Below are 26531 nucleotides of genomic sequence, written 5' to 3' on the forward strand. Positions count from 1 at the left end.
GAGAGGCGAAGAGGGTCAGACGATCTTGATCGACATATCCGGCAGGCCTTCGAGCTTGCACAGGAGCACGTCGCCCTTCACCACGGGACCGACATTTTCCGGCGTGCCGGAATAGATGATGTCGCCGGCCTTGAGCTCGAACGCTTCCGAGAGCTTTGCAATCTGCTCGGCGACGCTCCAGATCATCTTGCTGAGATCCGAGTTCTGCTTCACCGTGCCGTTGATCGCGAGCGAAATGGCGCCCTTCTCGAAATGACCGGTCTTGCTGACGGGATGGATCGGGCCGATCACCGCGGCATGGTCGAAGCTTTTGCCGATCTCCCAGGGCTTCTTCTCCGAGGCCATGCCGTTCTGGAGATCGCGCCGGGTCATGTCGAGGCCGAGCGCGTAGCCATAGACATGGTCGAGCGCCTTATCGACCGGGATGTTGGTGCCGCCGGATTTCAGCGCGGCGACCAGCTCGACCTCGTGATGATAGTTTTTCGTCAGCGAGGGATAGGGATGGTCGGCGACCTCGCCGATCGCGACATTCTGGATCGCGTCCGTCGGCTTCTGGAAGAAGAACGGCGGCTCGCGGTTCGGGTCCGAGCCGCGCTCGATCGCGTGCGCGGCGTAGTTGCGCCCGATGCAATAGATGCGGCGGACCTGGAACACCTGGGTCTCGCCGACGATCGGAATCGCAATCATCGGCACCGGGAATATCGGCTTGGGCGCGGCCTGCGCGGCGGCCGGCGTTGCTTCGGCGATGCCCGCCGCGGTCATCGCGGCTGCGGCGGTGAGCACGTCACGTCGTGAAGTTTTTGTCATCGTCATAGTCCCTGGCTTGGGCATTCGTTTCCTGCGTGGCTATTCTTAAGTCGAAAACACTCAATGGGCCAATGGATCGGGCCGCATTTGCACCTTGTAGACTTTAGGCGAGGACTCCTTGCCGCCCTCCCCGTGGAAGCTCGCGCGCGTCCCGGTCGTACTCCAGAGGCCGCGGCCCTTCCAGCCGGTGTTGGGGTCGTCGATCCGGCCGTCGACATTCTTGGTGAAGAAGCCGAGCGGGTAGGGATTGCGCAGGTTCACCAGCTCGCCGTTGACCAGCGCCAGCAGCGACTCGCTTCCGTTGGCGCTTGCGATCGGCACGTTGGCGCCGAGGCCGAACGTGTTGTAGCGATCCACCCAGACATAATAGGCGTGGTTGGCGCTGCCGCTGGCATCGAGCCCCTTGAACTGCGGCCCGGGCATGCGCCAGGTCTTCCAGCCCTCGGGACACTGCTTGCCGTCGGCGGTTGTCGGGCCGTTCAGCGGCCCCTTGCAGTGCTTGCGATCGAAGCTTGCGAGATGGCCGCTGGACATGACCGTCCACACCACGCCGTCGAGGCCGATGTCGAGCCCGCGCGGGCCGAACGTGCCCTCCGGCGGTTGGTACACTTCCGCGAGCGCAGTGTTCGCCGGGTCCGGCCCAGGCACGACGCGCACGATGTAGCCGGGCTGGTCGATGCGGGAGAAACCGCGATCCATCGCCTGGCCCCAGATCGTATCGTCCACCGGGCTCGGCATGATGCCGTAGAACGACGCCGCGATGCGCTTGTCCTTGGTGGGATCGACGGGATCCTTGTGCTCGACATAGGCATCGCGCTTGCCATTGCCGTTGGTGTCGATGATCAAAGGCGTCCAGCCCTGCGACTTCACGACGTCCAGGGTTTCGCGGTACTGCCTGGTGTTGAGCCAGCCGACCAGCCCGCCACCGAGGCCGGGACCGCCGGAGCTGGTCCACAGCGTCTGGTTGGCATCGTCGTCGAAATAGAGGTGATGGGTGGTGAAGCAGGTGTTGATCAGGTCCCACTTGCCCGTCGCGGGATCGAAGCGCGACAGTTGGCGCAACGAGGTTGCCTGCGGCGCGACCTTCGCCGAGGGAAGGTCCGAGCCCGGCTTGCAGTAATCGGGATTGGCCGGCGGGCGCAGACGCGCGGTGAACCAGACCTTGCCCTGCTCGTCCATCATGACGTTATGGATGCTGGTGTGGCCGTCCCAGATCGGCTCGTCGCCCCAATAGGCCGACGGCCCGCGCGGCGCATCGGTCGATGACGGCGTGTTCGGATCGAGATAGGGGTGCTTGATGGTGCCGGCGATGTTCTTCACCGGGTCGAGCGTCGGCACGAGGTCGGAGCTTTCTTCCGACGATCCGTAGATCAGGCCATTGGCGTTGAGGCGCGGGTTGCGCTTGTCGGTCGAGATCGCATCGTGCTGATAACGCGTCGGCGCCGCCCAGTCCCACATCGTGAACACGACGTTGCGCTCGATGCCCCGGGGGCGCTCGGGCTTGGCGAACGGCAATTCGCCGGCGGCGATGCGGTCGGTCCATTTCGAGAAGAGGTCGTAGACCTTTTCCGGACCCATGCTGGCGAGCACGGTGGCCATGTATTCCTGGGCCTGGCCGGCCTGGGTGCGGACCGCCCAGGCCGTGTGGGAATCATAGCCGTCGGTGAACACTTTCGGGATTTCGCGGATGCCGCGTGTGCCGAGCGCGTGGCAGGACTGGCACATGTTCTTGACCGTATCGACCCACTGGGCCTGCGACTTCATGGTCTCCGGCATCTTGTTGCCCTTGTCGCCGGTGCCGGGAAATTCCTCCGGCCTGGGGATGTCGAGCATCGAATACCAGTACATGCCGGGGTAGTTCTGCGCGTCCTCCTTCGGCGAAGCCTGCGCCGCCCTGAAGTCGAGGACCTTGCCTGGACGGGCCTCCTGCTGCGCGGTGTCCTGCAGGCCATAGCCGCGTACCCAGACCTTGTAATTGGCCGCGGGAAGATCCGGGATGACGAACCGGCCCTGATCGTCGGTCACCACCACCTTGGCATATTTGGTCGGCAAATCCCTGGTCTCGGCGATCACCCAGACGCCGGCCTCCGCGCCCTTGTCGCTGATCACCTGTCCGCCAATGTCATTGGCGGATATCTCCACCGTCGCCGCCATCGCGGCGCCGGCATGCAGCAGCGCCGTCGCGCCGAGATATCCGGCAAGCATTCGCCTCAAGCTCATCATTCCCTCCCATCGCTTTTGTGTTTCGTCCGGGCCTCTATCGGGCCTTAATCGGACGTGTCTCTCATGCCTTGAGCCGGTCGAAGAACTCCCTCACTTTTCGCGCGCAGACGTCGGGGTCGGTGGCGGCGACGTGGTAGGAATCGCCGGGCAACACCTCGAGCTTCGAGCCCGGGATCGTCTCCTGCCACGCCTTCACGGAATCGACGCTGCCGAGACCGGAGCCGGTCGTGGTGATGACCAGCGCCGGGCGCCTGATCGACGGCAGCTCGCCGGTGACGTCGACCGTGGGCACCATCTGGAGGAACGCCTCCAGCGTCGAGGCCTTGGTCTTCGACATCAGCTTGATCCACCAGTCCAGCGCTGCCGGCGGCAGCGACGAGCCGAGCCGGCCGGCCGTGGTCTCGCGAACCCACGCTTCCACGCCCTGCTCGCGGATCTGCTTGCGCCAGGTCGGCGCCCGCTCGTTGAACGAGGTCAGCGAAGCCGGCGCGCCGACAGCGGCGACCGCGATCACGCGATCCGGATGCTTTGCGGTGAGATGCATGGCCAGCGTGCCGCCGATCTTGCCGCCGATCAGGAACACGCGGTCGAGCTTCAGCGCGTCGAGCATCCGGATGATGTCGTCACCGAGGCCGGAGAAGCGATAGACATAGTCGCCCTGCATCGGCGTCGAATCGCCATAGCCGCGCAAGTCCGGCCGCACCACGAGATGATGCGTGGCGAAATACGGCACCCAGCGCCGGAACGCTTCACCGCTTTCGGCCAGCCCGTGCAGCATCACGACCGGCGCTCTGGTGTCCCAAGGCAGGAGATAGTCATCGAGGCGAACCGCAAGCTCGCAATCCTCGCCGACACCGATCTTCCTGAGTTCGCTAGCCATCAGATACACCTCGTTCCACCGCCATCGACATTGATGCAGGTTCCAGTAATGAAGGATGCGCGGTCTGAACAGAGGAACGCGACGAGGCCGGAGACCTCATGCGGCTGCCCGACGCGGCCGAGCGGCACCGAGGCAATCGCCGCGGCGTTCGCCGCGCCGCGATCCTGTCCCGCGATCGCTGCGCCCTGCGCGATCAGGCTGTCCCAGCGATCGGTCTGGACCGGACCGGGATTGACGCCGGTGACGAGCACGTTGTCGGGCGCGCATTCCTCAGCGAGCGCCAATGTGAAGTTGAGCAACGCCGCATTGACCGCGCCGCCCGCCATATAGGCCGCGCGCGGCTGATGCCCGCTGCGGCCGATGATGTTGATGATCCGGCCCCAGCGGCGGTCGCGCATCTCCGGCAATACGTTGCGGGCGCAACGCATGTAGCCGAGCAGCTTCAGCTCGATCGACTTGGCCCAGATCGCATCCGGCGTCTCCGCGATCCGGCCCATCGGCGATGCCCCGGCATTGTTGACGAGGATGTCGATGCGGCCGAAGGCCTCGCGCGCCGTGTTCATCGCCCGCACAATGTCGTCCGGCTTGGTCATGTCGCCGGCACAGGCGATCACGCGCCGGCCGGTGTCGCGCGACATCTCGCCAGCCGCCGCCGCGAGCCGCTCGGCGTCGCGCGCGACGATCACGACATGCGCCTGCTCGCGCGCGAGCTCGGCGGCAATCGCCCGGCCGATGCCGATGCTGCCGCCGGTGACGATTGCGACCTTGCCGCCCAGATTCAAATCCATGACGCCATCATCCCGCCTAATCCACCGCGGCGCCGGAGGCTTTGATGATCTTGCCCCATTTTGCGGTCTCATCCGTCATGAATTGTCCGAAGGCGGCGCCGAAAACCGTGCCGGGCTCCGCTCCGAGCTCAGCAAGCCGCTTTTTGACATCGGGCATCTTCAGAATGGTCTCGACCTCGCTGCTCAGCTTGGCGAGCACCGACGCGGGCGTCTTGCCAGGTGCCACCAGTCCGAACCAGGACGACGCCTCGAAGCCTGGAACAGTCTCTGCAACCGTGGGCACGTCGGGCAACGCGTCCGCGCGCTTCGCACCCGCAATCGCGATCGCGTTGATCGCCTTGCCCTGAACCTGCGGCAGCACCGCCGGCATGTTGTCGAACATGAACGGGATCTGCCCGGCAAGCAGATCGTTCATTGCCGGTGCCGCGCCGCGATAGGGCACGTGGACGATGTCGATGCCGGCCATGCTCTTGAGCAGCTCGCCGGCCAGATGATTGGTCGAGCCGATGCCGGACGAGCCGAAATTCATCGTCCCCGGCTTGGCCTTGGCGAGCGCAATCAGATCGCCGACGTTCTTTGCGGGCACCGACGGATTGACGACCAGGACGATCGGCACGGAGGCGATCAATGCCACCGGCGCAAACGCCTTGGCCGGATCGAACGGCAGCTTCTTGTAGAGGGAGCCATTGATCGTGAGCGGCGGCGGCGCCGTCAGCAGCAAAGTGTAGCCGTCGGGATCGGCGCTCGCGACCGCCTCGGCACCGATATTGCCGCCGGCACCGCCACGATTCTCGACGACAAACGTCTGCCCGCTCCCCTCGGCGAGCTTCTGCGCGACGATGCGGGCGATGATGTCGTTGGAGCCGCCGGCCGGGAACGGCACGATGATCTTGACCGGACGGGACGGATAATCCTGCGCGAGCGTCGGACCGGACAGCAGGATGGCGCCGCAGACGGCGAGAACCCAGCGGCGGCAGTATCGGTACATCAGGCGTTTCCTCCCCTTTTATTTATCGTTGGCCGCCCCGGTATCTCAGGTCGTCATCAGCGGCCTCAGTTTGCCGATGTCGTCGACCTTTTCGAGATTGTTGATCTGCTCGATCAGCTTCTCCGATTTCTCGGTGCCCAGCACAGGCGCGATCAGATCCCTGGTTTTCGCGGCCACGGCCTCCGTATTCAGCGGATTTTCCTTGGTGCCCGGCGGATATTTGGTGAAGTGCTCCACCTTCTTGCCATCGGTCAATGTCACCTCGACGACGGCGCCGCGCGGCGCGGCCGGATCCATCAGGGCCTTGTCGCCCACCAGCGTCACCTTGGCGCGCTGTTCGAGGATTTTTGGATCGCGCATCAGCGCGACGTCATGACTGTCGTTGAACGAGACCGCGCCCTTGACCAGCGCGACCGCGACGAGATGCTGGCAATTGACATCAGGCATCGCGCTCTCGCCGACGATACCCATCGCGTCGGTCGGCAGCTTGACAAGGATGCTCTTCACCTTGTCGGGGGTGAGGCCATGCTGCTTGCGCAGCGTCAGCGTCGCATCCAGCGGCGACTGGATGGGATAACCGACCGAAAACGTCTTGATCGCCGTCTCCGTGACATAGAAGCGGCTGCCGAGGTCCTTCACCATCTCCTCGGGCTTCGGATCGGTCGACAGCGCGATGAAAAGATTATGCGTGCCGTCGAGCACGTCGTCGACGCCGGTCAGGCCGTTCTTGACCATGTCGACGGCCATGACGCCGTTGCGCGCGCCCATGCCGGCGAAATCGAACGCCTTCTCGATGTGGTCGTGATCCTTCACCCAGCTCCACAGGCCGGAGACCTGCTGCGACGAATAGGAGATCGCGTAGCGCATCCCCTTCTCGTCCAGCCGCGCCAGCGAGGCGGCGGCGCCGAGCGCACCGAAGGTCGAGGACGTGCCTTCGGCGCTGCGATGCGAGCCGCGCACGAGATCCGGCCCCAGCGCCATCAGGAGGCGACAGGTCAGGTCGTAGCCGAGCGCGACGGCACGAATGACGTCTTGCCCGCTGCGATGCTCGCGCTCGCCGAACGCAAGCGCGGCCGGCACCACCGCGCATCCCGGATGCGCCTTGGTTACCGGCTCGAAATCGTCGGTCTCGTCGGCATGCGCGCACATCGCATTCGCCAGCGCCGCGTTGACCGCCGTGGTGCGGAAGTCGGAGCCGACGACGGAGGCCTGCGCCTCGCCGCCGAGCGTGCGCACATATTTCAGCGCCATCTCGCCCGGCCGCATGCGCGCGCCGGACACGATCGCGCCGAGCGTGTCGAGAATGCGGTGCTTGCATTCGAGCAGCACCTTTTCGGGCAGCTCCTGGTCGCGCGCGGCGACCATGTAGCGCGCAAGCCGCTCGGTGACGCCAGGGCCTGCCGCGAGGGCCGTACGGCCACCTGTTGCGGCCAAAGCGGCAATCGAGCCGGCGGATTGAAGGAAACGGCGACGTGAGGGCATTCCAATAGACTCCAGAATCAGGACGAGACCGACATCTTGGCGATTTCCGCTGCGCTCGCCAGACCTTCGACGTTCCAGCATGCGTCCATGACACGCCTGATCATCGCGGCGGGAATGATGCCGTCCGCGAGATCGGAGAACTTGGTCTCGAGCTGCTTGTCGGTCATCGGCACCTCGACGCTGCCGATCGCGTGCTCGATGTAGCGGTTGAGCTTGCGGCCGTCCTTGAACACGATGGTGAGATCGACCTGCTCCGGCTTGATGCCCGACGTGATGACCGGATTCACCTTGCCGCGCAGCGCGACGACGGTCGGATCCGTCACCGCGCGGTCGCTGAACTGCTTCTCGCCGCCGCCACCCTCGACGATCGCCACGGCGACCGCGTGGTAGATGCTGAACTTGCCCTCCAGGCCGAGCTTGGGCGTCTTCTTCCCGGTCAGCTCCAGCACCAGCGGATGGACATTGAGGTCGACCCGTTCGATCTGGTCGGCCGTCAGCTTGTTCTCGTTGCGGAGCTGGATCGCCGCATCGATCGCCGGATGCAGGACGATGCCGCAGGCAAAGGGTTTGTACGTGTTCAGCGCCGCCTCATAGCGCTTGCCGAGATCGCCCAGGATCTCGTTGTAGTCCTGCTTGGTGCTGATCGTGTTGGCCCAGCCGCGCTTGGCCTCGATCATCGCGTCCGACGAGGTGAAGTTCTTGGAGGCCAGGATCGCCGCGAAGATGCCGCTCGAGGCGGCACGGCCGGGATTGAAGCTCTTGTTCATCGAGCCGAAGGATTCGCGCAGGCCCACCGGCTGCGATGCGGCAAGGCCAAGCGCCCAGGTCATCTGCTGCTCGTTCAGCTTGAGCAGCTTGCCGACGGCCGCCGCGGAGCCGAACACACCGGCGGTGCCAGTGATGTGCCAGCCGACATCATAATGGTTCGGATACACCGCGTTGCCGATCCGGCACTCGGTCTCGACACCCAGCACCAGCGCGTTCAGGAAGTCCTTGCCGGAGACCGGCTGCATCTCCGCCACCGCGAGAATGGCGGAGGCCACGGGGCCGGCCGGATGAATGATCGTCTTCAGATGCGTGTCGTCATAGTCGAAGATGTGGCTCGACACGCCGTTGATGAAGGCCGCATTCATGATGTCGAACCGCTCGCGCCGCCCGAACAGGGAGGCCTGCTGCGGACCCGAGAACGGCCCGAGCGCTGCGACTGCGATATCGACCGTCTCGTGATGCGAGCCGCCGATCGCGACGCCGACCCAGTTCAGCAGCGTGCGGACGCCCTCCTTGCGGACATTGGCGGGCAGATCGTCATAGCTCGCGGTGACGAGATAACGCGCCAGCGCGCGCGTGACCTCCTTGGGCGGTGCGGCGGCAGGCGCCGCGGCCGGGGTTTGCGCGAAGGCAGCGTTGGCGCCGGCGGTGGCGAGTGGAAGCGCGGCTGCGGCCTGGAGCAGGGTCCTGCGATCAGTTTGCATAGGCAGCCTCCTTGACCTTGATCGATACCAGTTTCGCGGCAAGGCGGACCGCGCTCTCCAGCGCACCGGTGTTGGCGACGCCCTTGCCGACGATGTCGAACGCCGTGCCGTGCGACGGCGTGGTGAAGACGGTCTCCAGCCCAGCGGTAACGGTGACGCCGCGGTTGAAGCCGCGCAGCTTGGTCGCGATCTGGCCCTGGTCGTGATACATCGCGACCACACTGTCGAACTCGCCGGCGAAGGCGCGGATATAGACGGTGTCGGCGGGGTAAGGCCCGGTGCAGGCAATGCCCGTCTTCGCGGCGGCTTCGACGGTCGGGCGGATCATCTCGATCTCGTCGCGGCCGAACAGGCCGTTCTCGCCGGCATGCGGGTTGAGCGCCGCGACCGCGATGCGGGGCTTGGCGACGCCGGCCCTCTTCATCATGCGGTCGACCAGCACGATCGAGTCGGTGATGCTCTGCGGATGGATGCCGTCGAGCGCCTCGCGCAGCGACTGGTGCCCGGTGACGCGCGACATCCACTGCCCGTCGAGCACGTTCATCTCGGAGAAGTAGGTCTTGTGACCGAGCAGGCTGGCGAACATCTTGTGCTCGTCGGGAAACTTCCAGCCGCCGTCGAACATCGCGCGCTTGTTGAGCGGCGCGAAGGTGATGGCATCGACCTCGCCCGCCCTCGAGAAATCGATCGCGCGCGACAGCGTCTCGCCGGTCAGCCGGCCGGATTCGGCGCTGGCCTTGCCGATCGGGAATTTGGCGGGATCGGTATTGCCCAAGTCGACGAGCTGCACCGCGCCGCGACCCCAGCTCGCCGCCTTGGGCGAGGAGATCCGCTCGAGCTTCAGCTTCACACCGGCATGCACCATGCCCATCTCGAGCACGCGGGCATCGCCGACCACGACGAGGCGCGCGGCATCGGCGAGCCGGTCATCGGACAGGATACGCGCGATCTGCTCGGGGCCGATGCCGGTGCAGTCGCCCGGCGTCAGCGCGATGACGGGCAGTTCATTGGTGCTGGTAGTCATGGAAGAAACCTTGGATCCTTATTTCACTGCTTGGATTTGAGCCGCGGACTGCGCCCAGTCCTCCCGGTTGAATTCGCCATCCCATTTCGCGACGACGATCGCGGCCACCGCATTGCCGATGGTGTTGGTGATGGCGCGCGCCAGCGACATGAAGCGGTCGATGCCGAGCAGCAGCGCCAGCCCCTCTGCGGGCAGGCCGGCCGCGACAACGGTCGCAGCCAGCGCAGCGAATGCGCCGCCGGTGACGCCGGCCGCGCCCTTGCTGGTGAACAGCATCACCACGAACAGGCTGAGCTGCTGCGCGGCCGAAAGCTCGATGCCGTAGACCTGGGCGACGAAGATCGTGGACAGCGGCAGCGTCAGCGCGACGCCGTCGAGATTGAAGGAATAGCCGGAGGGAATGACGAGGCCGGCGACCGCCCGCCCGACGCCCGCCTTCGGCAGCTTCTCCATCATGCCGGGAATGGCGGTTTCCGACGATGAGGTGCCGAGCACGACCAGCAGCTCGTTGCGCAACAGGCGGAGCAGATCCATCAGGCGGATGCCGGCCATGCGGCAGATGGTGCCGAGCACGACGAAGATGAAGAACGCCATCATCGCCCAGGCGGTGCCGACCAGCAGCGCCAGCGCATAGAGCGTGGCGGCACCGAACTTCGCCACCGTGAACGCCATGGCACCGAAGGCACCGATCGGCGCCAGCGCCACGACGACATGCACGACGCTGAACACCAGCTCGGTCACCCGCTCCATGCCGGAGCGCAGCGGCGCGGCCTTGTCGCCCAAGAGCAACAAGCCGATGCCACAGAGCAGCGCGAGCACGAGGACCTGGAGCACGTCACCGGCCGCGAACGCGCCCACAAAACTTTCCGGGATCATGTGCTGGATATAGGCCGACAGCGATCCGACATGGGCCTGCGAATAGCGGGCGACGGTCTCCGCCTGCTGCGCCGTGGCGCGCGCCACGCCCGCGCCGGGCTGCACCCAGCGCACCACGACGAAGCTGAACATCAGGCACAGGGTCGTGACGACCTCGAAATAGACGAAGGCCTTGAGGCCGATGCGGCCGACCGCCTTCATGTCGCCGACCTGCGCAATACCCGTGACCACGACCAGGAAGATCAGCGGCGCGATGGTCATCTTGATCAGCGAAATGAAGCTGTCGGCGAGCGGCTTGAATTCAACGGCAATGGCCGGAAACAGGGCGCCGAACAGCACGCCGAGCGCGGCGCCGGCAACCACCAGGACATATTGCTCGCGCCAGAGCGGCTTGCGACGGCGTTCCGAGACCGGGCTCGACAGGGGCTCGGACAGCGGCGTTGCGGCAACCTGCAATTCACTTCCTCCAACGGCATCGACGCGCCATGCGAAGGTGGCGCTTTGTTCTTGTCTCGCGATGCCGTTTACATTGGACCAGCAGCGTTTCAGGCGCTAATGCCGTATCGGTATGATTTGAGGACAAAACGTTATTATGGACCTGATCTGGCTGGAGGATTTCCTTGCCATCGCCGACGAGCGCGGGTTCTCGCGGGCGGCCGAGCGCCGGCATGTGACGCAGCCCGCGCTCAGCCGCCGCATCAGGTCGCTGGAGGAGTGGCTGGGCACGCCGCTGTTCGAACGTTCCACGCATACGGTCACGCTCACGGCCGCGGGCGAGAGCTTCCGCCCGGTGGCCGAGGACGTGCTACGCCGGGTCCAGGTCGGGCGGGAAGAAGCGCTGGAGGTGGCGCGGCTGAAGGCCGAGACCGTCACCTTCGCGGCAACGCATGCGCTGTCGCAAACCTTCTTCCCGCAGTGGATCCGCAGTTCAGAAAGCGCGCGGGCCGGCGCGGCGGTGCAGCTCGTCGCCTCGAATTTCGCCGGCTGCGAGAAGCTGCTGCTGGATGCGCAGGCTCACTTCATGCTGGCGCACTATCACCCTTCGCTGGTGAGCCGGCTCGACATGGACCGCTTCCAGCGCATCGAGCTTGCGACTGACACCCTGATCCCGATCAGCGCACCGGCCACAAAGCCGGGCCGCGGCGGGCGCAGCAGCAAGAAGCCGCAGGCGCGCTATGCGCTGCCCGGCGCATCGGGCGCGCCGCTGCCCTATCTCGCCTATCATCCGGGCTCGGGCGTGGGCCGGCTCGTCACCTCGTTCCTGGCGGCGAAGGATCCGTCGGCCTGGCTCGCCCCGGGCTTCGCCGCGCCGGTCATGCTGCTGATCGACATGGCGCGCGAAGGGCGCGGTGTGACATGGGCGCCGTTGACCCTCGTCCGCGCCGATCTCGACAGCGGACGCCTGCTGCGCGCCGGCGGCGTGGAATGGGATATTCCGATCAGCGTGTCGCTGTTCCGCACGCGGGCCCGCATGACCCGGGCGGCCGAGAATTTCTGGAATGCGGTCCGCAAGGGCCGGCCGGCGGGAAAATCCGCTTCTTCAGCGCCGCGAGCGAGGTAGGAAACATCAGGGGGTATCCGGCCTTAGCACGGAACTTGCATAAATTCTGGGCGACATGGACACCGTATGAACCTCATCAGCCTCGACATCCGCATGCTCCGGTCGCTGATCTCGGTGGTCGAGACAGGAAGCATCACCGAGACCGCGCGACGGCTTGGCCGCACCCAGCCGGCGATCACCTTGCAATTGCAGCGGCTGGAGGAGCTGACCGGCAAGCAATTGTTCGAGCATGGCGGCCGCAGGCTGACGCTGACCGATGACGGCACCACGGTCCTGACCTACGCCAAGTCCATCCTGAGGTTGCATGACGAGCTGATCTCGCAGCTGGCGTCACAGGAGATCGAGGGCCAGGTCGTGCTCGGCACGCCCGATCTCTACGCGGCGTTCATGCTGCCGCAGATCCTCAGCGTGTTCCGGAAATCATTTCCGCGCGTGCAGGTGGAGCTCAATTGCGCGCTGTCGACGCCGCTGGTCGGCCTCGTCAAGCGCGGCGACGTCGACATCGCGCTCGTCACCCGCATGAACGATTTCACCGGCGGCCAGGTGGTGCGGCGCGAGCAACTGGTCTGGATGACCGGCGAGCAATCCGCCGCACACCAGGAGCGCCCGATCCCGCTGGCGCTCTTGCCGCCCGGCAACATCTATCGCGACTACGCCATCGACACGCTGGAGCGCGCAAACCTGCGCTGGCGCATCGCCTGCGTCAGCGAAAGCGTCGGCGGCCTGCAAGCCGCGGCGTTCGCCGGCATGGCCGTCACCGTGCTCGGCCGCAGCGCGCTGGTACCGGCGATGCGCGAGATCGGCCCGAACGAAGGTCTGCCGCCACTGCCGAAGATCGAGCTCTTGCTCTACAAGTCGAGCGGCGCCACTTCGAAGGCCGCAACCGCCTTGCACGACTATCTCGCGCACTATCTGCGTCTCGACGAAGAGCTCAGTGGTCGCGGCGCACCGATTGAGCTTTCCTGAAGTGTATCGCAGAGGTAGTCAAAGATACCCCGAAGACGACCCCAACTGCGTCCACCCGTCACGCGATCGGACATTGCTCGGCGTCTGCTTCGATCTCCGTTTTTGATCCATTTCGTAAGTACGCCCTAGTCCAGCAGCGGCCCGGTGTGCTTTGATGCGCGGGGCAGGAACCGAGACGCAAGGGGATGGCCCGATGTTCATATTCATTCGAAAATACACCAAGGTTCGTTCGGTCGCGGATGCTGCCCGCCGCGCCAAAAGCGGCGTCGGTCAGATCCTGAGAGAGTCGCGCGGCTTCAAGTCTTATTATGTGTTGGACGGGGGTGAAGGCGTTGGTGTCGCCGTGATGATATTTGAGGACCGCGAAAGCGCGAATGCGGCGAACGCCAAGGTGCTGGAATTCGTTCGAGCAAGCTTGCACGACCTCGATCTTGGCGATCCCGAGATCATCGCCGGAGAAGTCTTGGTGAATATAGAATCTGCTGCGTAGATGCCCGCAAGACTCCTCGTCAGCGACCTGCGCAAGCACCGTCACGCCCTGACGTGCGCCGGGCTTTGCTCGCGCAACGCCAGCGACGGCCAGAATTTCGACCAAGGCTGCGCCGCTTCGAACGCCGCGGCGATGCGGAAGATGGTGGGCTCGTCGAGCCAGGGCGCGACGATCTGCAGGCCGATCGGAAGGCCATCACTGTCAAAGCCGCAGGGCAGCGTCGCGGCCGGAAGACCGGCGAGATTGATCGGCCAGGTGAAGGGCGACCAGCCGAGATGCGAGTCCACCTCGCGGCCGTCGATCGAGCCGACACCGATCTGCCCGGCCTCGAACGCGGTCACCGCGACGGTCGGCGTCACCAGCGCATCGACGCGCTCGAACAGTTTCAGGAATGCATTGCGCGCCTGGCCGCGCCGGTAGCCGGCCTCGATATAGTCCGTGCCGCTGTAGTGACGGCCGGCCGTGATGACATCCCGATAGTCAGCCTCGGAGCTTGCGAGATCTGCCGCCGTTTTGGTCGCGACGGCAGCAGCCTGCTCGGTGAAAGCAATCGGCTTCAGCGTGTGCTCCAGAATACCGGGATCGAGAGCCGGACCATCCATGGTGACCTGCGCGCCGCAGGAATCGAGAACGGCAATCGCTTTGTTGAACGCCGCGCGCACATCGGGACTGATCGCGGCGTAGCCGAGATCGGCGCTGGCACCGATGCGAATGCCGTTCAACCCCGCAGCGTTGGTGTCGAAGCGACGGGATGGCACGGGCAGGCTCGCGGCATCGCGCATGTCGTAGCCGGCGATGATCTCCAGCGTCAGCGCAGCATCCGCAACGGTGCGCGTGATCGGTCCGGTGTGCGCGAGCGAGGCCCAGGACGGTGGCGCGAAACCAGGCGAGCGCGGGACGAGGCCAAAGGTCGGCTTGAGGCCGAACACGCCGCAGAAGGACGATGGCACCCGGATCGAGCCGACGCCGTCGGTACCGATTGCGATGGGGCCGCAGCCGGCGGCAACGCCGGCTGCCGCGCCGCCGCTCGACCCGCCGCTGGTACGGCCTGGATTCCAGGGATTGCGGGTCGTGCCGGTGACCGGGCTGTCGGCCGTCAGCTTGTAGCCGGACTCGCAGGTGGTGGTCTTGCAGGTGATGATCGCACCGGACGCCTTCAGCGCCGAGACCACGGCGGCATCGACGTCGGGCACGAACGTCTTGTTCATCGGCGAACCACCATAGGCCGGCACGCCCGCGACGAAGACGAGATCCTTGATCGTGACAGGCACGCCGGCAAGCGCCCCCTTGGCTTCGCCCGCACGCATCTCCTTCGTGAGACGGTCGGCCTCCGCCCTCGCCTGCTCGTACATCGGCGTCACCACGGCGTTGCAGGCCTCGTTGGTCGCCTGAAGCGCGGCGATGGTGTCGTCGACGACATCGCGCGGGGTAAACGCCTTGCGCCGGTAGCCGGCCATGATCTCGGTCACAGAGAGCGCGCCAAGACCAGTCGGCGCCGGCGGGAAGGCCGTTCGGCCGGAACCATCAGTCATCATCAACCCTAAGGAATTAGCTGAGCGCCGCGTCGACGGCGCGCTTGGCCATCACCGTGACGAGATGCGCCCGGTAATCGGCTTCGGCGTGGATGTCGGAGGTGAGGCCGTCATTATCGATCTTGATCGCCGCGATCGCGGAGGGATCGAAATTGCCCGACAGCGCCGCCTCCATCGGCGGCACGCGGAACACGCCTGGTCCCGCGCCGGTGACGGCGACGCGAACACCATCGGCGAATTTCGCGACGAACACGCCGACCAGCGCATAGCGCGATGCCGGCGCCTTGAACTTTGCGTAGCCGGCCTTGAGCGACACGGGAAAGCGGATCGCGGTGATGATCTCGCCCGGCTCAAGCGCGGTCTCGAACAGGCCGAGGAAGAACTTGTCGGCAGCGATTTCCCGCGTGCTGGTAACGACAGTCGCGCCGAGACCGAGCACGCCGGCGGGGTAGTCCGCTGCCGGATCGTTGTTGGCGACCGAGCCGCCGATGGTGCCGCGGCTGCGCACGGCGGGATCGCCGATCATCGAGGCCAGCGCAGCGAGCCCCGGGATTTTCGTCTGGACCACCTTCGAAGCTGCGACCACCGCATGCGGCGTCATCGCGCCAATGGTGATGGTGGCGCCGTCGTCGGTGATGCCCTTGAGGCTTCCGAGCTTGGACAGGTCGACCAGCGCAGGCGGATTGGCCAGCCGCTGCTTCAGCGTCGGGATCAGCGTCATGCCGCCGGCAACGAGCTTGCTGTCCTCGATCGAGGTCAGGAGCTTGGCCGCGTCCGGAATCTGGTCCGGCTGATGATAGGCAAACGGTTTCATTGTTGTCCTCCCTATTCCGCGGCGACCGGCAGCGACGCGTTTTGCAGCAAGCGCCAGATCCGGTTTGGCGTCGCCGGCATGTCGACATGGGTGACGCCGAGATGCGAGAGCGCGTCGACCACGGCATTGATGACGGCGGCGGGCGAGCCGATGGTGCCGACCTCGCCGCAGCCCTTCACGCCCATCGGCGTGTGCGTGCACAGCGTCGAATGCGTCGCGACCTTCATCATCGGCAGATGGTCGGCGCGCGGCATGCAGTAGTCCATCAGCGACCCCGACAGAAGCTGGCCGGAACCTTCGTCATAGACCGCGTTCTCGAACAGCGCCTGGCCGACGCCCTGCACGATGCCGCCATGCAGCTGGCCCTCGACGATCATGGGGTTGATGACCGTGCCGACGTCGTCGACCGCGGTGTAATTGACCAGCGTCACCGTACCCGTCTCGGGGTCGACCTCGACCTCGGCAATATGGCAGCCGCCGGGATAGGTGAAGTTGACGGGGTCGTAATAGGCCTGCTCCTCCAGCCCCGGCTCCAGCACCTCGAGCGGATAATTGTGCGGCACATAGGCCGCGCCCGCGATCTCCTCGAAGGACTTGATGCGGTCGGTGCCGGCGACGGAAAACTTGCCGGCCTCGAATTGGATGTCGCCCTCGGACGCTTCGAGCAGATGCGCGGCGATCTTCTTGCCCTTGACGATCACCTTGTCGGTCGCCTTCGACAGCGCGGCGCCGCCGACCACCAGCGAGCGCGAGCCGTACGTGCCCATCCCGAACTGCACCCGGTCGGTGTCGCCGAACACGATATCGACATTCTCGAAGGCGACGCCGAGCTTGTCCGAGACGATCTGTGCGAAGGTCGTCTCGTGACCCTGGCCGTGATTGTGGGTGCCGATCATCACCGTCACCTGGCCGGTCGGATGCACACGCACCGTGGCGCTCTCATAGAGGCCACCGCGCGCCCCCAGCCGTCCTGCAAAGCGAGAGGGCGCAAGGCCGCAGGCCTCGACATAGGTGGAGTAACCGAGCCCGCGGAACCTGCCCTTGCTCGCTGACGCGGCCTTGCGCACGCCAAAGTTCTTGACGTCGGCCGCGACCAGCGCGCCGTCGAGACAGCCCATGGGATCGCCGGAATCGTACTGCACCAGCACCGGCGTCTGGTACGGATAGGCTTCCTTCGGGATCATATTGCGGCGGCGGATCTCGACGCGGTCAATGCCCATTTCGGCGGCTGCGACATCGACGATGCGCTCCAGCACGAAAGTCGCCTCGGGCCGGCCCGCGCCGCGATAGGCGTCGACCGGCACGGTGTTGGTGAAGACGACCTTCACATTGCAGTAGATCGCCGGCGTGGTGTAGACGCCGCCGAGCAAGGGGCCGTAGAGATTGGTCGGGATGTTCGGCCCGAAGGTCGAGAGATAGCCGCCCATATTGGCGAGCGTGTTGACGCGGAAGGCGAGGAATTTTCCGGTCTCATCCAGCGCAAGCTCGGCCTCGGTGACGTGATCGCGGCCGTGACGATCGGAGACATAGCCTTCTGAACGACTCGCCACCCATTTCACCGGCCGCCTCACGCGCTTGGCGGCCCAGGTGATCACGGCTTCCTCGCCGTAATGGAACTGCTTGACGCCGAAGCCGCCGCCGACATCGGGCGCGACCACGCGCAGCTTGTGCTGGGGAATGTTCAGCACCAGCGCGCCCATCAAAAAGCGCACGACATGCGGGAACTGGCTGGTGGTCCACAGCGTGAAGCGATCGGTGCCCGGCTCGTATTCGGCGATCGCCGCCCGCGGCTCCATGGGGTTGCCGATCAGGCGGTTGTTGACGAGACTGAGCTTTGCAACATGCGCCGCCTTCTTGAAGGCGGCTTCGACCGCGGCCTTGTCGCCAAGCTCCCAGTCGCAGCAGATGTTGTTCGGCACGTCATCGAACAATTGCGGCGCATCTGGCCTGACAGCTTCGAGCACGCCGACCACGGAGGGCAGCACCTCGTAATCGATCTTCAAGAGTTCGGCCCCGGCATTCGCCTGCTCCGGCGTCTCGGCGATGACGAAGGCCACCATGTCGCCGACGAAGCGCACCTTGTCCTGCGCCAGCATCGGGAACGGCGGCTCCTTCATCGGCACGCCCTTGGCGTCGGTGATGCCCCAGCCGCAGGGCAGCGAGCCCAGCGCATCGTCGGCGACATCGTCGCCGGTCAGGACGGCAATAACGCCGGGCGAAGCCAGCGCCGCGCTCTTGTCGATGCCGCGCAGCACCGCGTGGCCGTGCGGCGAGCGCACGAACACGCCTGATGTCATGCCCGGGCGCTTGATGTCGGAGACGTAATTGCCGCGGCCGGTGAGGAAGCGCTGGTCCTCTTTCCGCTTCGGGGCGGCGCCGATGCCGATCACATTGCCCATGGTCACTCTCCCTTGGCGGCGTGCATGGCGGCAGCGCCGGCCATGACCGAGACGACGATGTTCTGGTAGCCGGTGCAGCGGCAGATATTGCCTTCGAGGCCGTGGCGGACATCGGCCTCCGTCAGGTTCGGCTTCTCGGTGGCCATTGCCACGGCCGTCATCAGCATGCCGGGCGTGCAGAAGCCGCATTGCAGGCCGTGATGCTCGCGAAACGCTTCCTGCATCGGATGCATTTGGTTCGAGCCCGGCGCGCCTTGCAGACCTTCGATGGTGAGCAGGCTCGCGCCATCGAGTGCGGGGGCAAGCAAGGTGCAGCTCTTCACAGGAAGACCGTCGAGGTGCACCACGCAGGCGCCGCACTGGCTGGTATCGCAGCCGATATGCGTGCCGGTGAGATTGAGCTGCTCGCGCAGGAGCTCGGCGACGAGCGTTGCGGGCTCGACGTCCACGGTGGTTGGCCGGCCGTTGAGGGTAAAGGATATCTGCACGGTCATACTCCTGTGCGCGATGAGGTCTTCAGGCGAGTGGAAGTGCGCTGCCGGTGGCCCATGTGGCCATCACGACATCGCCGACGGTGAAAGGATCCGCGAAGAAGGTCTTTTCCGGCACGTAAGCGACGAACTCGTCGTCGGGCACGGTGTCGAGCATGACCTTGACGAAATAGCCCTGGTATTCGATCGCGAGCACCCGGCTTGGCAGCGATGTGGTGCAGCCGGGCGGCAGCTCCCTGCCGGGCCTCACCAGCGCCACGTCGTCGCGGCGCACGGCGATATCGACCTTGTCGCCGATGCTGACGGTCGGGCGGGCCTGAAGCGGCACCTCGATGCCCGATGGCGCCGCCTGTGCAAGCGTGAAGCTCGCGCCGTTGACCTTCTCGACGCGGCCCGAGAGCACGTTCTGCCCACCCATGAACTCCGCGACATAGCGGTCGTGCGGATGGGCGTAGACCTCGCGCGCCGCACCAGCCTGCTTGATCCTGCCCTGCTCCATCACCACGACGAGGTCGGCGAGCGCGATCGCCTCGAGCTGGGTGTGGGTGACGTGGATGAAGGTGATGCCGAGCTCCTGCTGCATCCGCCTGAGCTCCTGGCGCATCTGGACGCGGAGCTGCTCGTCGAGCGCCGACAGCGGCTCGTCGAGCAGCAGCACGCGCGGCTCGGTGATCGCGGCCCGCGCCAGCGCCACGCGCTGCTGCTGGCCGCCGGAGAGCTGCGCCGGCAGGCGGTCGGCGAACTGCGTCAACCGCACCTTCTCGATCATGGCGTCGGCCGCGCGCAGACGATCCGCCTTGGACTGACCTCGCACGCGCAAGGCAAAGGCGATGTTCTCGCGCACGGTCAGATGCGGGAACAACGCGTAGGACTGGAACATCATCGCGGTGCGGCGCTGCACCGGCGCGAGCCCGACGACATTCTGGCCGCCGATCACGATCTCGCCTGCGGTCGGGTCCTCATGGCCGGCGATCATGCGCAAAATCGTGGTCTTGCCGCAGCCGGAGGGGCCGATGAAGCAGCAATAGGCACCGTCCGCGATCTTCAGATTGACGCCGTCAACCACATTGGTGACGCCGTCAAAGCTCTTGCAGACGCCTGCCAGTTCGATATCGCCGCGATCGTTCTTCATTCCCAGCTCAACCTTTGGACCTGCTGCCGCGCTTCTTCTGGATCAGCACGATGGTGCCGAGGCTGGCACCGATGACGATGAAGGAGACGATGGTGGTCACCGTGCCCAGCGCGTAGAGCGAGGGCGAGGTGACGTTCAGCGTCATGCTCCAGATCTCCAGCGGCAGCGTGTTCAGCGAGCCCGCCGTCTGCAGGCTGCGGGCGAACTCGTCATAGGACAGCGTGAAACCGAACAGCGCGACCGCGACCAGGCCGGGCGCCAGCACCGGGATCATCACCAGACGGATCGACTGCCAGCGGCTGGCGCCGAGATCGTAGGCCGCCTCTTCCCAGACGTGATTGAAGCGCGACATCACCGCGAACATCACCAGCACGCCGAACGGCAGCGTCCAGGACAGCTGCGCGCCCAGCGCCGAGGTGTACCAGCTCGCATTCAGGCCGAGCGCCTGGAACAGAAGCCCCGTGCCGAGACCGAGCACGAGGCCGGGCGCGACCAGGCTGCCGATCATCATGTAGAAGACGAATGTGTCGCCGCGAAACCGCCGGCGGAAACCAAGGCCGGCGAGGAACGACACCACCACCGTGATGATGGTGACGATGACCGCGAGCTTGATCGAGCGGTCGAACGAGCCCTTGACGTCGCCGGTCCGCACCTGGGTGAAAAGATCGACGAACCAGTGCAGCGACTGGCCCTTCATCGGGAAGACGAGGCCGCCGCGGATGTCCTGGAACGACAGGATATAGATGCAGAACATCGGGCCGTAGAGCGCGAGCACATAAGCCGCAAACAGCGTCGCCAGCACGTAGAACGTCCAAGGCCTTCCGCCCTTGCTCGGCGCGATCGCCTTGCTGGTTGCAGGGGCAATCGTCTCCGGCATGTCGGCGAGAACCGCGCTCATCGCGTGATCTCCTGCCTGACATCGACGGTGCGCAGGATCAGTGAGACGATCGCAACCAGCACCAGCGTCAGCAGCACGGCGCTCGCGGCCGCAGTCGGATATTGCAGCACGCCGACGTCCTCGTAGAACGCGCTGACCACCGAGGCCGAACCGCCGCCGGACATCACCTTGACCACGAAGAAGTCGCCCATCACGATCGAGACCACGAAGATGGTGCCGAGCGCGATGCCGCTCTTGGACATCGGCGCCACGATCAGGCGCATGATGTCGAAGCGACTGGCGCCGGCGTCGATCGCGGCCTCGATCAGCTTCTTGTCGATCCGCGCCATGGAGTTGAAGATCGGCACGATCATGAAGATCGTGAGTTGGTGGACGTAGGCGATGACCACCGCGAGATCGGAGAACAGCAGCACCTCCAGCGGCTGACGGATCACGCCCGTCGCCAGCAGCGCCTGGTTGATCAGGCCCTCCTTGCCGAGCAGCGGAATCCAGGAAATCATCCGGATGATGTTCGAAGTCCAGAACGGTACCGTGCACAGGAGGAACAGGCCGATCGCGAGCAGCTGGTTGCGGACGTGAAACACCAGGAAGTAGGCGACGAAGAAGCCGATGATCAGCGTGAAGATCCAGGTCAGCACCGTGAACTTGATCGTCGCGAGATACAGCTTCAGCGTCAGCGCCGAATGAAGCACCTCGACATAGCTCGCCAGCGTGAAGCCGGGTGTGAGCCCGCCAAACCCGTCGGTGGCGAAGAAGCTCGCCGCCAGCACCACCAGGATCGGCGCCACGAAGAACGGCACGAGCACCAGGACCAGCGGCGAGACATAGAGCCAGCCGGCCAGGTTGGATCGCGATGGAGTTGGACTCGGCTGCATGTCAGCGAACGCCTCGACGTCGATCTCATCCGCCGGCGCGTCGCCGCGCCGGCGCATTTTCAGGGAAAGCAGGTTTCAGGCCACCTTGAAGTCGTTCCAGCGCTTGTTCATGTAGGCGGCCTCGTCCATCAGCGTGTTCCAGCAGGAGATGTTCTTGACGCGGTCGAGGAACGAGCCGCCGTCACGCTTGGTGCCGGCCTTCTCCATCGCAACGCCATAGGGATCGTTGACCACCTCGGGCGCGGGCTGGCCCTCGTACCAGAATGCCCATTCGGCCGGGGTGAGGAATTTCTTCGCAGTCGAGGGCACCGGGCTGTAATAGCCGTAGCGTGCGACGAAGCCGCCCTGCCAGCCCGACAGGTACCAGTTGAGATATTCATAGGCCGCGTCGAGCTTCTTGCCGGTGAGGTGCTTCATCAGGCCCATGCCGTTGCACCAGCCTCGGTAGCCTTCCTTGCCGTTCTTGACGTTGACGGGCGCGTAGACGCAGGGAATTTCCTTGACGCGGACGGCGGCGACCGCCGGCGACCACATCGACTGGATGATGACCTCGCCCGCCGCCATCAGCTGCACCGACTGGTCGAAGGTGGTCCAGGTCGCACGGAACTGGCCCTGCTTCTTCAGCTCGATCAGCTTGTTGCAGGTGAAATCGATCTCCTCCTTGGTCATGTTGCCCTTGTTGCCGTACTTGATCAGCCCGGCGCTCTCGAAGCAGAGCGCCGCGTCCATGATGCCGATCGCGGGCACGTCGAGGATCGCGGCCTTGCCCTTGAATTTTGGATCGATCAGGTCCTTCCACTCGGTCACTTCATGGCCGACGAGGTCGGGGCGATAGCCGATGGAGTCGGCGTTGTAGACCTGCGGCAGGAAGGTCGCCCATTCGGTGACGCCGTCATTGAGGTCGGTCGCGTCGGGCTTGGCGATGTACATGGCTTCATAGGGCGAAATGCCCTGGCGCGGGATCTTGTGGCCGTCGATCTCGCCCTTGGTGAAGATCGGCAGGATGTTGTCGAACTCCTTGACCTTCTTGACCTCGATGCCCTGGATCACGCCGCGTTTCGCCGCCAGCTTGGCCTGCCAGCCCTCAAGATCGGCGATGTCGACCGTATTAGGCTGGCTTATGAAGCGGTTGATGGCGGCGGAGGTGTCGAGGTTCTGCATCGTCACCTTGAAGCCGAGATCCTTGGCCGCCTGGTCGCCGATCGCCTTCACCACCGAATAGGACACGCCGACATGGCGCAGCTCGATGTCCTTGATCTCCTGCGCCCAGATGGTCGGGAAACCGCGGATCGCGTCCGACCCTGCGGCCGCGCCCGCAATTGCGGCCGCCCCCTTCAACAGCGTGCGCCGGCTCAGCTTTTTCGTAAGTGTCGCTTCCGTTCCCGCCGGATCGGAAGTGGACGTCCCCTTAATCCTGTCAGACATGGCAACCCTCATTGGTTACGATGAACGCTCGCCCCGATCGCCGCTGATCGGCTGCGGATGTGATCAGTTGCGCGTGAGGCTATGGCTGAGATTTTGCGAAGTAAAATTGGAAGTAAAAATTCGCGATATAAACGCGGCTAATGGGTCAGACCGCTGCATTGGCTTTTGGCAGCGCGCATAAGAAGGCGTCAGGACGTGCATACAAGGACGGCGACTGGACGATGCGGCAACGTCCGCATCGCGCACGTGATCGGCGTCGCGTTGCTCGTCGCGGCGACAAGTCGCACAGCATGCGCGAGCGAAGTCGTGATCGCGCCGTCGCGCATGAAGGCGATCGGCACAGTCGACTCGCGCTTCCAATCCTACAATGTCGAGATGGTGGAGGTGACGGGCGGACGTTTCTGGAAACCTTACGCGGAAGGCCGGATGCAGCGCGATCGCTACAGCGGCAGGCCTCCGATCGATCTCGCCAACACTCGCCTTCGCAAGCTCGCAGCGGCGCTGTCGCCGGCCTATATCCGCATCAGCGGCACCTGGGCCAACGCAACCTATGTTGCGGATACCGAGCACGCGCCGGCCTCTGCGCCTGCCGGCTTCAACACCGTGCTCACCCGCGCGCAATGGCGCGGCGTCATCGACTTCGCCCGCGCGGCCGATGCGGAGATCGTGACGTCCTTTGCGGTCAGCCCCGGCAGCCGCGACGCAAATGGCGCGTGGATGCCGGACCAGGCGCAGCGCCTCATCGATGCGACACGCTCGCTCGGCGGCCGCATCGCCGCCGCCGAGTTCATGAACGAGCCGACGCTTGCAGCGAACAACGGCGCGCCGCCGGGATATGACGCGGAGGCTTATGGCCGCGACTTCAGGATCTTCCGCGACTGGATGCGACGCAGCGCGCCGGAGACACTGATCCTCGGCCCGGGCTCGATCGGCGATGCACCATCACCGTCCGGCTCGGGCATCACCACACGCGACCTGCTTGCCGCATCCGGTCCCAGTGTCGATCGCTTCTCCTATCACCATTACAACACGCTCTCGCCCCGCTGCGGTGTCCATGACGATCCGTTGCAGGCGCTGTCGGAGGAGTGGCTGGCCCGCACTGACGCCACGCTCGCCGTCTACCGCGCGCTGCGCGACGCGTTCGAGCCGGACAAGCCGATCTGGCTGACGGAAACGGCGGACGCTGCCTGCGGCGGCAATCCCTGGGATGCGACCTTCCTCGACACCTTCCGCTATCTCGACCAGCTCGGCCGTCTGGCGAGAGCCGGCGTGCAGGTGGTGATGCACAACACGCTCGCGGCCAGCGACTACGGCCTGCTCGACGAGCAATCGTTTCGTCCAAGACCGAACTATTGGGCCGCCCTGCTGTGGCGGCGCCTGATGGGCACGACCGTGCTCGAGGCGGAGACTCCATCGATGCCCGACTTTCACATCTACGCGCATTGTCATCCCGCGACCAAGGGCGCCGTGTCCGTGCTCCTCATCAATACGTCGCGGAAAACACCGCAATTCGTGACGCTGACAGGCCCGGCCGAGCGCTACACGCTGCAAGCCGATCGCCTGCAAAGCACGACGGTCCGATTGAATGGCGAGCCCCTCGAATTGGCCGCCAACGACGGCCTGCCGCGCCTTCAGGGGCGTCCCGCGCCGGCGGGCCGGCTCCGGCTGCCGCCCGCCAGCATCACCTTCCTGGTGATGCCGGACGCCGCGGCCTGTCGCTGAAGCAAGCTGCTATTTCAGAGCGTCGCGCGCCGTCTCCGGCGCCAGCAAGGTCGCGATGATCGTGATGATCGAGAGCCCGATGATATACACCGACACCGCCCAGTAGGATCCCGCCCAAGCCAGCAGTGCGGTTGCGATCAATGGCGAGAAACCGCCGCTCAGCGCGGCCGCGACATTGGCGCCGAGCGATGCCCCGCTGTAGCGCACCTGGGTGCGGAACAGTTCCGGCATGAACGCAGCCTTCGGCCCGAACAGCAACGCGTGGGTCAGCGTCATCGTGACGACGAGCGCGAGCGTGATCAGTGCCGGCTCCCTGGTGTCGAGGAACCAGAACAGCGGAAACGCCAGCGCCACCGAGAACACGCCGCCGGCGAGATACAGCGCCCTGCGGCCGAAGATATCGGAGAGCCAGCCGGCAAGCGGCAGCGTCGCGAACTCGACGATCGCGGCATAGACCACCGCATCCAGGATCACCTGGCGCGGCAGCCCGAGCTTGGTCGTGGCATAGACCACGGTGAAGACGGTGAGCAGATAAGCGAGCCCGACCTCCGAGACCGTGATGCCGATCGCGAGCAGAAAGCTGCGCCAGTCGCGGCGAAGAACTTCGAGCACCGGCTGCGCCAGCACCTCCTTGCGCTCGACCACCTCCTTGAAATGCGGCGTCTCCGCAAGCCGCAAGCGCACGATGAAGCCGATGCCGACCAAGAGGATGCTGATCAGGAACGGCACGCGCCAGCCCCAGCTCAGAAAATCGGCTTCGGGCAGCTTGGTCATCAGGGCAAAGATGCCGGTGGAGGCGGCAACGCCGACGGGAAAGCCGATCTGCACCAAGCTGCCGTAGAAGCCGCGGCGGTTGCCGGCATGCTCGATCACCATCACGACCGCGCCGCTCCACTCGCCGCCGAGCCCGATGCCCTGGACGAAGCGCAAGGCGATCAGCAGGATCGGCGCCCAGACGCCGATCTGGCTGTAGGTCGGCAGGCAGCCGATCAGGAAGGTGCCGAGCCCCATCGCGATCATGGTCGCAACCAGCATCGTCTTGCGGCCGAGCCGGTCGCCGTAATGCCCGATGATCGCGCCACCGATCGGCCGCGCCACGAAGCCGACCGCGTAGGTGGAGAACGCGACCAGCGTGCCGACGAACGGATCGAAACTCGGAAAGAACAGCTTGTTGAAGACGAGCGCAGCGGCCGTGCCGTAGATCAGGAAGTCGTACCACTCGATCGCGGTGCCGAGCGCGCTCGCCCACACCACATGCGCCGTCGTCGATCTCTCCGTCGCCGCGGAGACCCCCGTTGCTGCCGTCATGCCCTGCCCCAAAAATTCCGGATGGCATCATGGCCAATCGCAGGGAGGGTTGCAACCTGCGGAGGTGAAGGCTCTCACAGGATAACAGCGAGAGATTTGTGGGCCGCTTCGCAACGCCCGTCATTGCGAGGAGATCGCGACAAAATTGCGCAGCAATTTTGCGCTGATGCGACGAAGCAATCCAGACTGCCTCTGCGGAAAGACTCTGGATTGCTTCGCTGCGCTCGCAATGACGGTTGGTGAACCAGTTTGGCACTCTGCCCATTCATCGTCGTCCTGGCGAAAGCCAGGACCCATTACCCCGGTCAGCGTTATCAAACACGCGCTGCGGCTAAAGCGTCCGAAACAACAGCCTGCGGTGATTATGGGTCCTGGCTT

General features: G+C 65.2%; 22 protein-coding genes. 4 read left to right on the forward strand and 18 right to left on the reverse strand.

Annotated elements, in window-relative coordinates:
- Positions 1-15: 15 nt before the first annotated feature.
- From XH79_RS41740 to XH79_RS41780, 9 genes are all read right to left on the reverse strand, one after another.
- Positions 16-807, reverse strand: a complete 792-nt coding sequence (locus XH79_RS41740) for a fumarylacetoacetate hydrolase family protein (RefSeq protein ID WP_271585498.1) — start codon at positions 805-807, stop codon at positions 16-18.
- A 60-nt stretch (positions 808-867) separates the two neighbouring features.
- Complete coding sequence (locus XH79_RS41745) at positions 868-3027, reverse strand: carboxypeptidase-like regulatory domain-containing protein (RefSeq protein ID WP_271585499.1); 2160 nt, start codon at positions 3025-3027, stop codon at positions 868-870.
- A 64-nt stretch (positions 3028-3091) separates the two neighbouring features.
- Entirely contained in the window at positions 3092-3910 is an 819-nt protein-coding gene (locus XH79_RS41750) for an alpha/beta fold hydrolase (RefSeq protein WP_271585500.1), read from the reverse strand.
- A complete protein-coding gene (locus XH79_RS41755) occupies positions 3910-4698 on the reverse strand; it encodes an SDR family NAD(P)-dependent oxidoreductase (RefSeq protein WP_271585501.1) in 789 nt (262 codons plus the stop codon). Before XH79_RS41755 ends, XH79_RS41750 begins: the two co-directional genes overlap by 1 nt.
- 16 nt (positions 4699-4714) lie before the next feature.
- Positions 4715-5686, reverse strand: coding sequence for a Bug family tripartite tricarboxylate transporter substrate binding protein (locus XH79_RS41760; RefSeq protein ID WP_271585502.1), 972 nt, complete (start codon positions 5684-5686; stop codon positions 4715-4717).
- A 45-nt stretch (positions 5687-5731) separates the two neighbouring features.
- Positions 5732-7168 carry an MmgE/PrpD family protein gene (locus tag XH79_RS41765; protein WP_271585503.1) on the reverse strand — a complete coding sequence of 479 codons (1437 nt, stop codon included), beginning with the start codon at positions 7166-7168 and terminating at the stop codon, positions 5732-5734.
- A 17-nt stretch (positions 7169-7185) separates the two neighbouring features.
- Positions 7186-8640, reverse strand: a complete 1455-nt coding sequence (locus XH79_RS41770) for an MmgE/PrpD family protein (protein WP_271585504.1) — start codon at positions 8638-8640, stop codon at positions 7186-7188.
- The gene (locus tag XH79_RS41775) at positions 8630-9664 is read right to left on the reverse strand and encodes a PdxA family dehydrogenase (RefSeq protein ID WP_271585505.1); all 1035 of its coding nucleotides are present in this window, start codon (positions 9662-9664) and stop codon (positions 8630-8632) included. Before XH79_RS41775 ends, XH79_RS41770 begins: the two co-directional genes overlap by 11 nt.
- 18 nt (positions 9665-9682) lie before the next feature.
- Positions 9683-10996 carry a cation:dicarboxylate symporter family transporter gene (locus XH79_RS41780; RefSeq protein WP_212339878.1) on the reverse strand — a complete coding sequence of 438 codons (1314 nt, stop codon included), beginning with the start codon at positions 10994-10996 and terminating at the stop codon, positions 9683-9685.
- Positions 10997-11132: 136 nt separating this feature from the next.
- Between XH79_RS41780 and XH79_RS41785 the strand changes: the two genes are divergently transcribed.
- From XH79_RS41785 to XH79_RS41795, 3 genes are all read left to right on the forward strand, one after another.
- Complete coding sequence (locus XH79_RS41785; RefSeq protein WP_212339879.1) at positions 11133-12101, forward strand: LysR family transcriptional regulator; 969 nt, start codon at positions 11133-11135, stop codon at positions 12099-12101.
- Positions 12102-12167: 66 nt separating this feature from the next.
- Complete coding sequence (locus tag XH79_RS41790; protein ID WP_018641158.1) at positions 12168-13067, forward strand: LysR substrate-binding domain-containing protein; 900 nt, start codon at positions 12168-12170, stop codon at positions 13065-13067.
- Between the two features lie 193 nt (positions 13068-13260).
- Positions 13261-13557 carry a hypothetical protein gene (locus XH79_RS41795; protein ID WP_212339880.1) on the forward strand — a complete coding sequence of 99 codons (297 nt, stop codon included), beginning with the start codon at positions 13261-13263 and terminating at the stop codon, positions 13555-13557.
- A 41-nt stretch (positions 13558-13598) separates the two neighbouring features.
- Here the strand turns inward: XH79_RS41795 and XH79_RS41800 are convergent, their stop codons facing one another.
- The 8 genes from XH79_RS41800 to XH79_RS41835 form a co-directional block, all read right to left on the reverse strand.
- On the reverse strand, positions 13599-15089 hold the full coding sequence (locus XH79_RS41800) for an amidase (RefSeq protein ID WP_271585506.1): 1491 nt from the start codon (positions 15087-15089) through the stop codon (positions 13599-13601).
- A 16-nt stretch (positions 15090-15105) separates the two neighbouring features.
- On the reverse strand, positions 15106-15903 hold the full coding sequence (locus tag XH79_RS41805) for an FAD binding domain-containing protein (RefSeq protein WP_271585507.1): 798 nt from the start codon (positions 15901-15903) through the stop codon (positions 15106-15108).
- Between the two features lie 11 nt (positions 15904-15914).
- Positions 15915-18302, reverse strand: coding sequence for a xanthine dehydrogenase family protein molybdopterin-binding subunit (locus XH79_RS41810; RefSeq protein WP_271585508.1), 2388 nt, complete (start codon positions 18300-18302; stop codon positions 15915-15917).
- Between the two features lie 2 nt (positions 18303-18304).
- Positions 18305-18796, reverse strand: coding sequence for a (2Fe-2S)-binding protein (locus XH79_RS41815; protein ID WP_271585509.1), 492 nt, complete (start codon positions 18794-18796; stop codon positions 18305-18307).
- Between the two features lie 22 nt (positions 18797-18818).
- Complete coding sequence (locus XH79_RS41820; protein WP_271585510.1) at positions 18819-19925, reverse strand: ABC transporter ATP-binding protein; 1107 nt, start codon at positions 19923-19925, stop codon at positions 18819-18821.
- Between the two features lie 7 nt (positions 19926-19932).
- Entirely contained in the window at positions 19933-20823 is an 891-nt protein-coding gene (locus XH79_RS41825; RefSeq protein ID WP_212339886.1) for an ABC transporter permease, read from the reverse strand.
- Positions 20820-21698 (reverse strand): ABC transporter permease, encoded by an 879-nt coding sequence (locus XH79_RS41830; RefSeq protein WP_271585511.1) that lies wholly within the window; start codon positions 21696-21698, stop codon positions 20820-20822. The genes XH79_RS41825 and XH79_RS41830 overlap by 4 nt, the downstream gene beginning before the upstream one ends.
- A 75-nt stretch (positions 21699-21773) precedes the next feature.
- Positions 21774-23123 (reverse strand): ABC transporter substrate-binding protein, encoded by a 1350-nt coding sequence (locus tag XH79_RS41835; RefSeq protein ID WP_271585512.1) that lies wholly within the window; start codon positions 23121-23123, stop codon positions 21774-21776.
- A gap of 195 nt (positions 23124-23318) precedes the next feature.
- On the opposite strand from XH79_RS41835, the gene XH79_RS41840 reads away from it, so the two are divergent.
- Positions 23319-24845, forward strand: coding sequence for a hypothetical protein (locus tag XH79_RS41840; protein ID WP_271585513.1), 1527 nt, complete (start codon positions 23319-23321; stop codon positions 24843-24845).
- Positions 24846-24854: 9 nt separating this feature from the next.
- On the opposite strand, the gene XH79_RS41845 is transcribed toward XH79_RS41840, so the two are convergent.
- Complete coding sequence (locus tag XH79_RS41845) at positions 24855-26153, reverse strand: MFS transporter (protein WP_271585514.1); 1299 nt, start codon at positions 26151-26153, stop codon at positions 24855-24857.
- Positions 26154-26531: the final 378 nt, after the last annotated feature.

This window comes from Bradyrhizobium sp. CCBAU 45389, assembly GCF_028128625.1.
Taxonomy (GTDB): Bacteria; Pseudomonadota; Alphaproteobacteria; order Rhizobiales; family Xanthobacteraceae; genus Bradyrhizobium; species Bradyrhizobium liaoningense_B.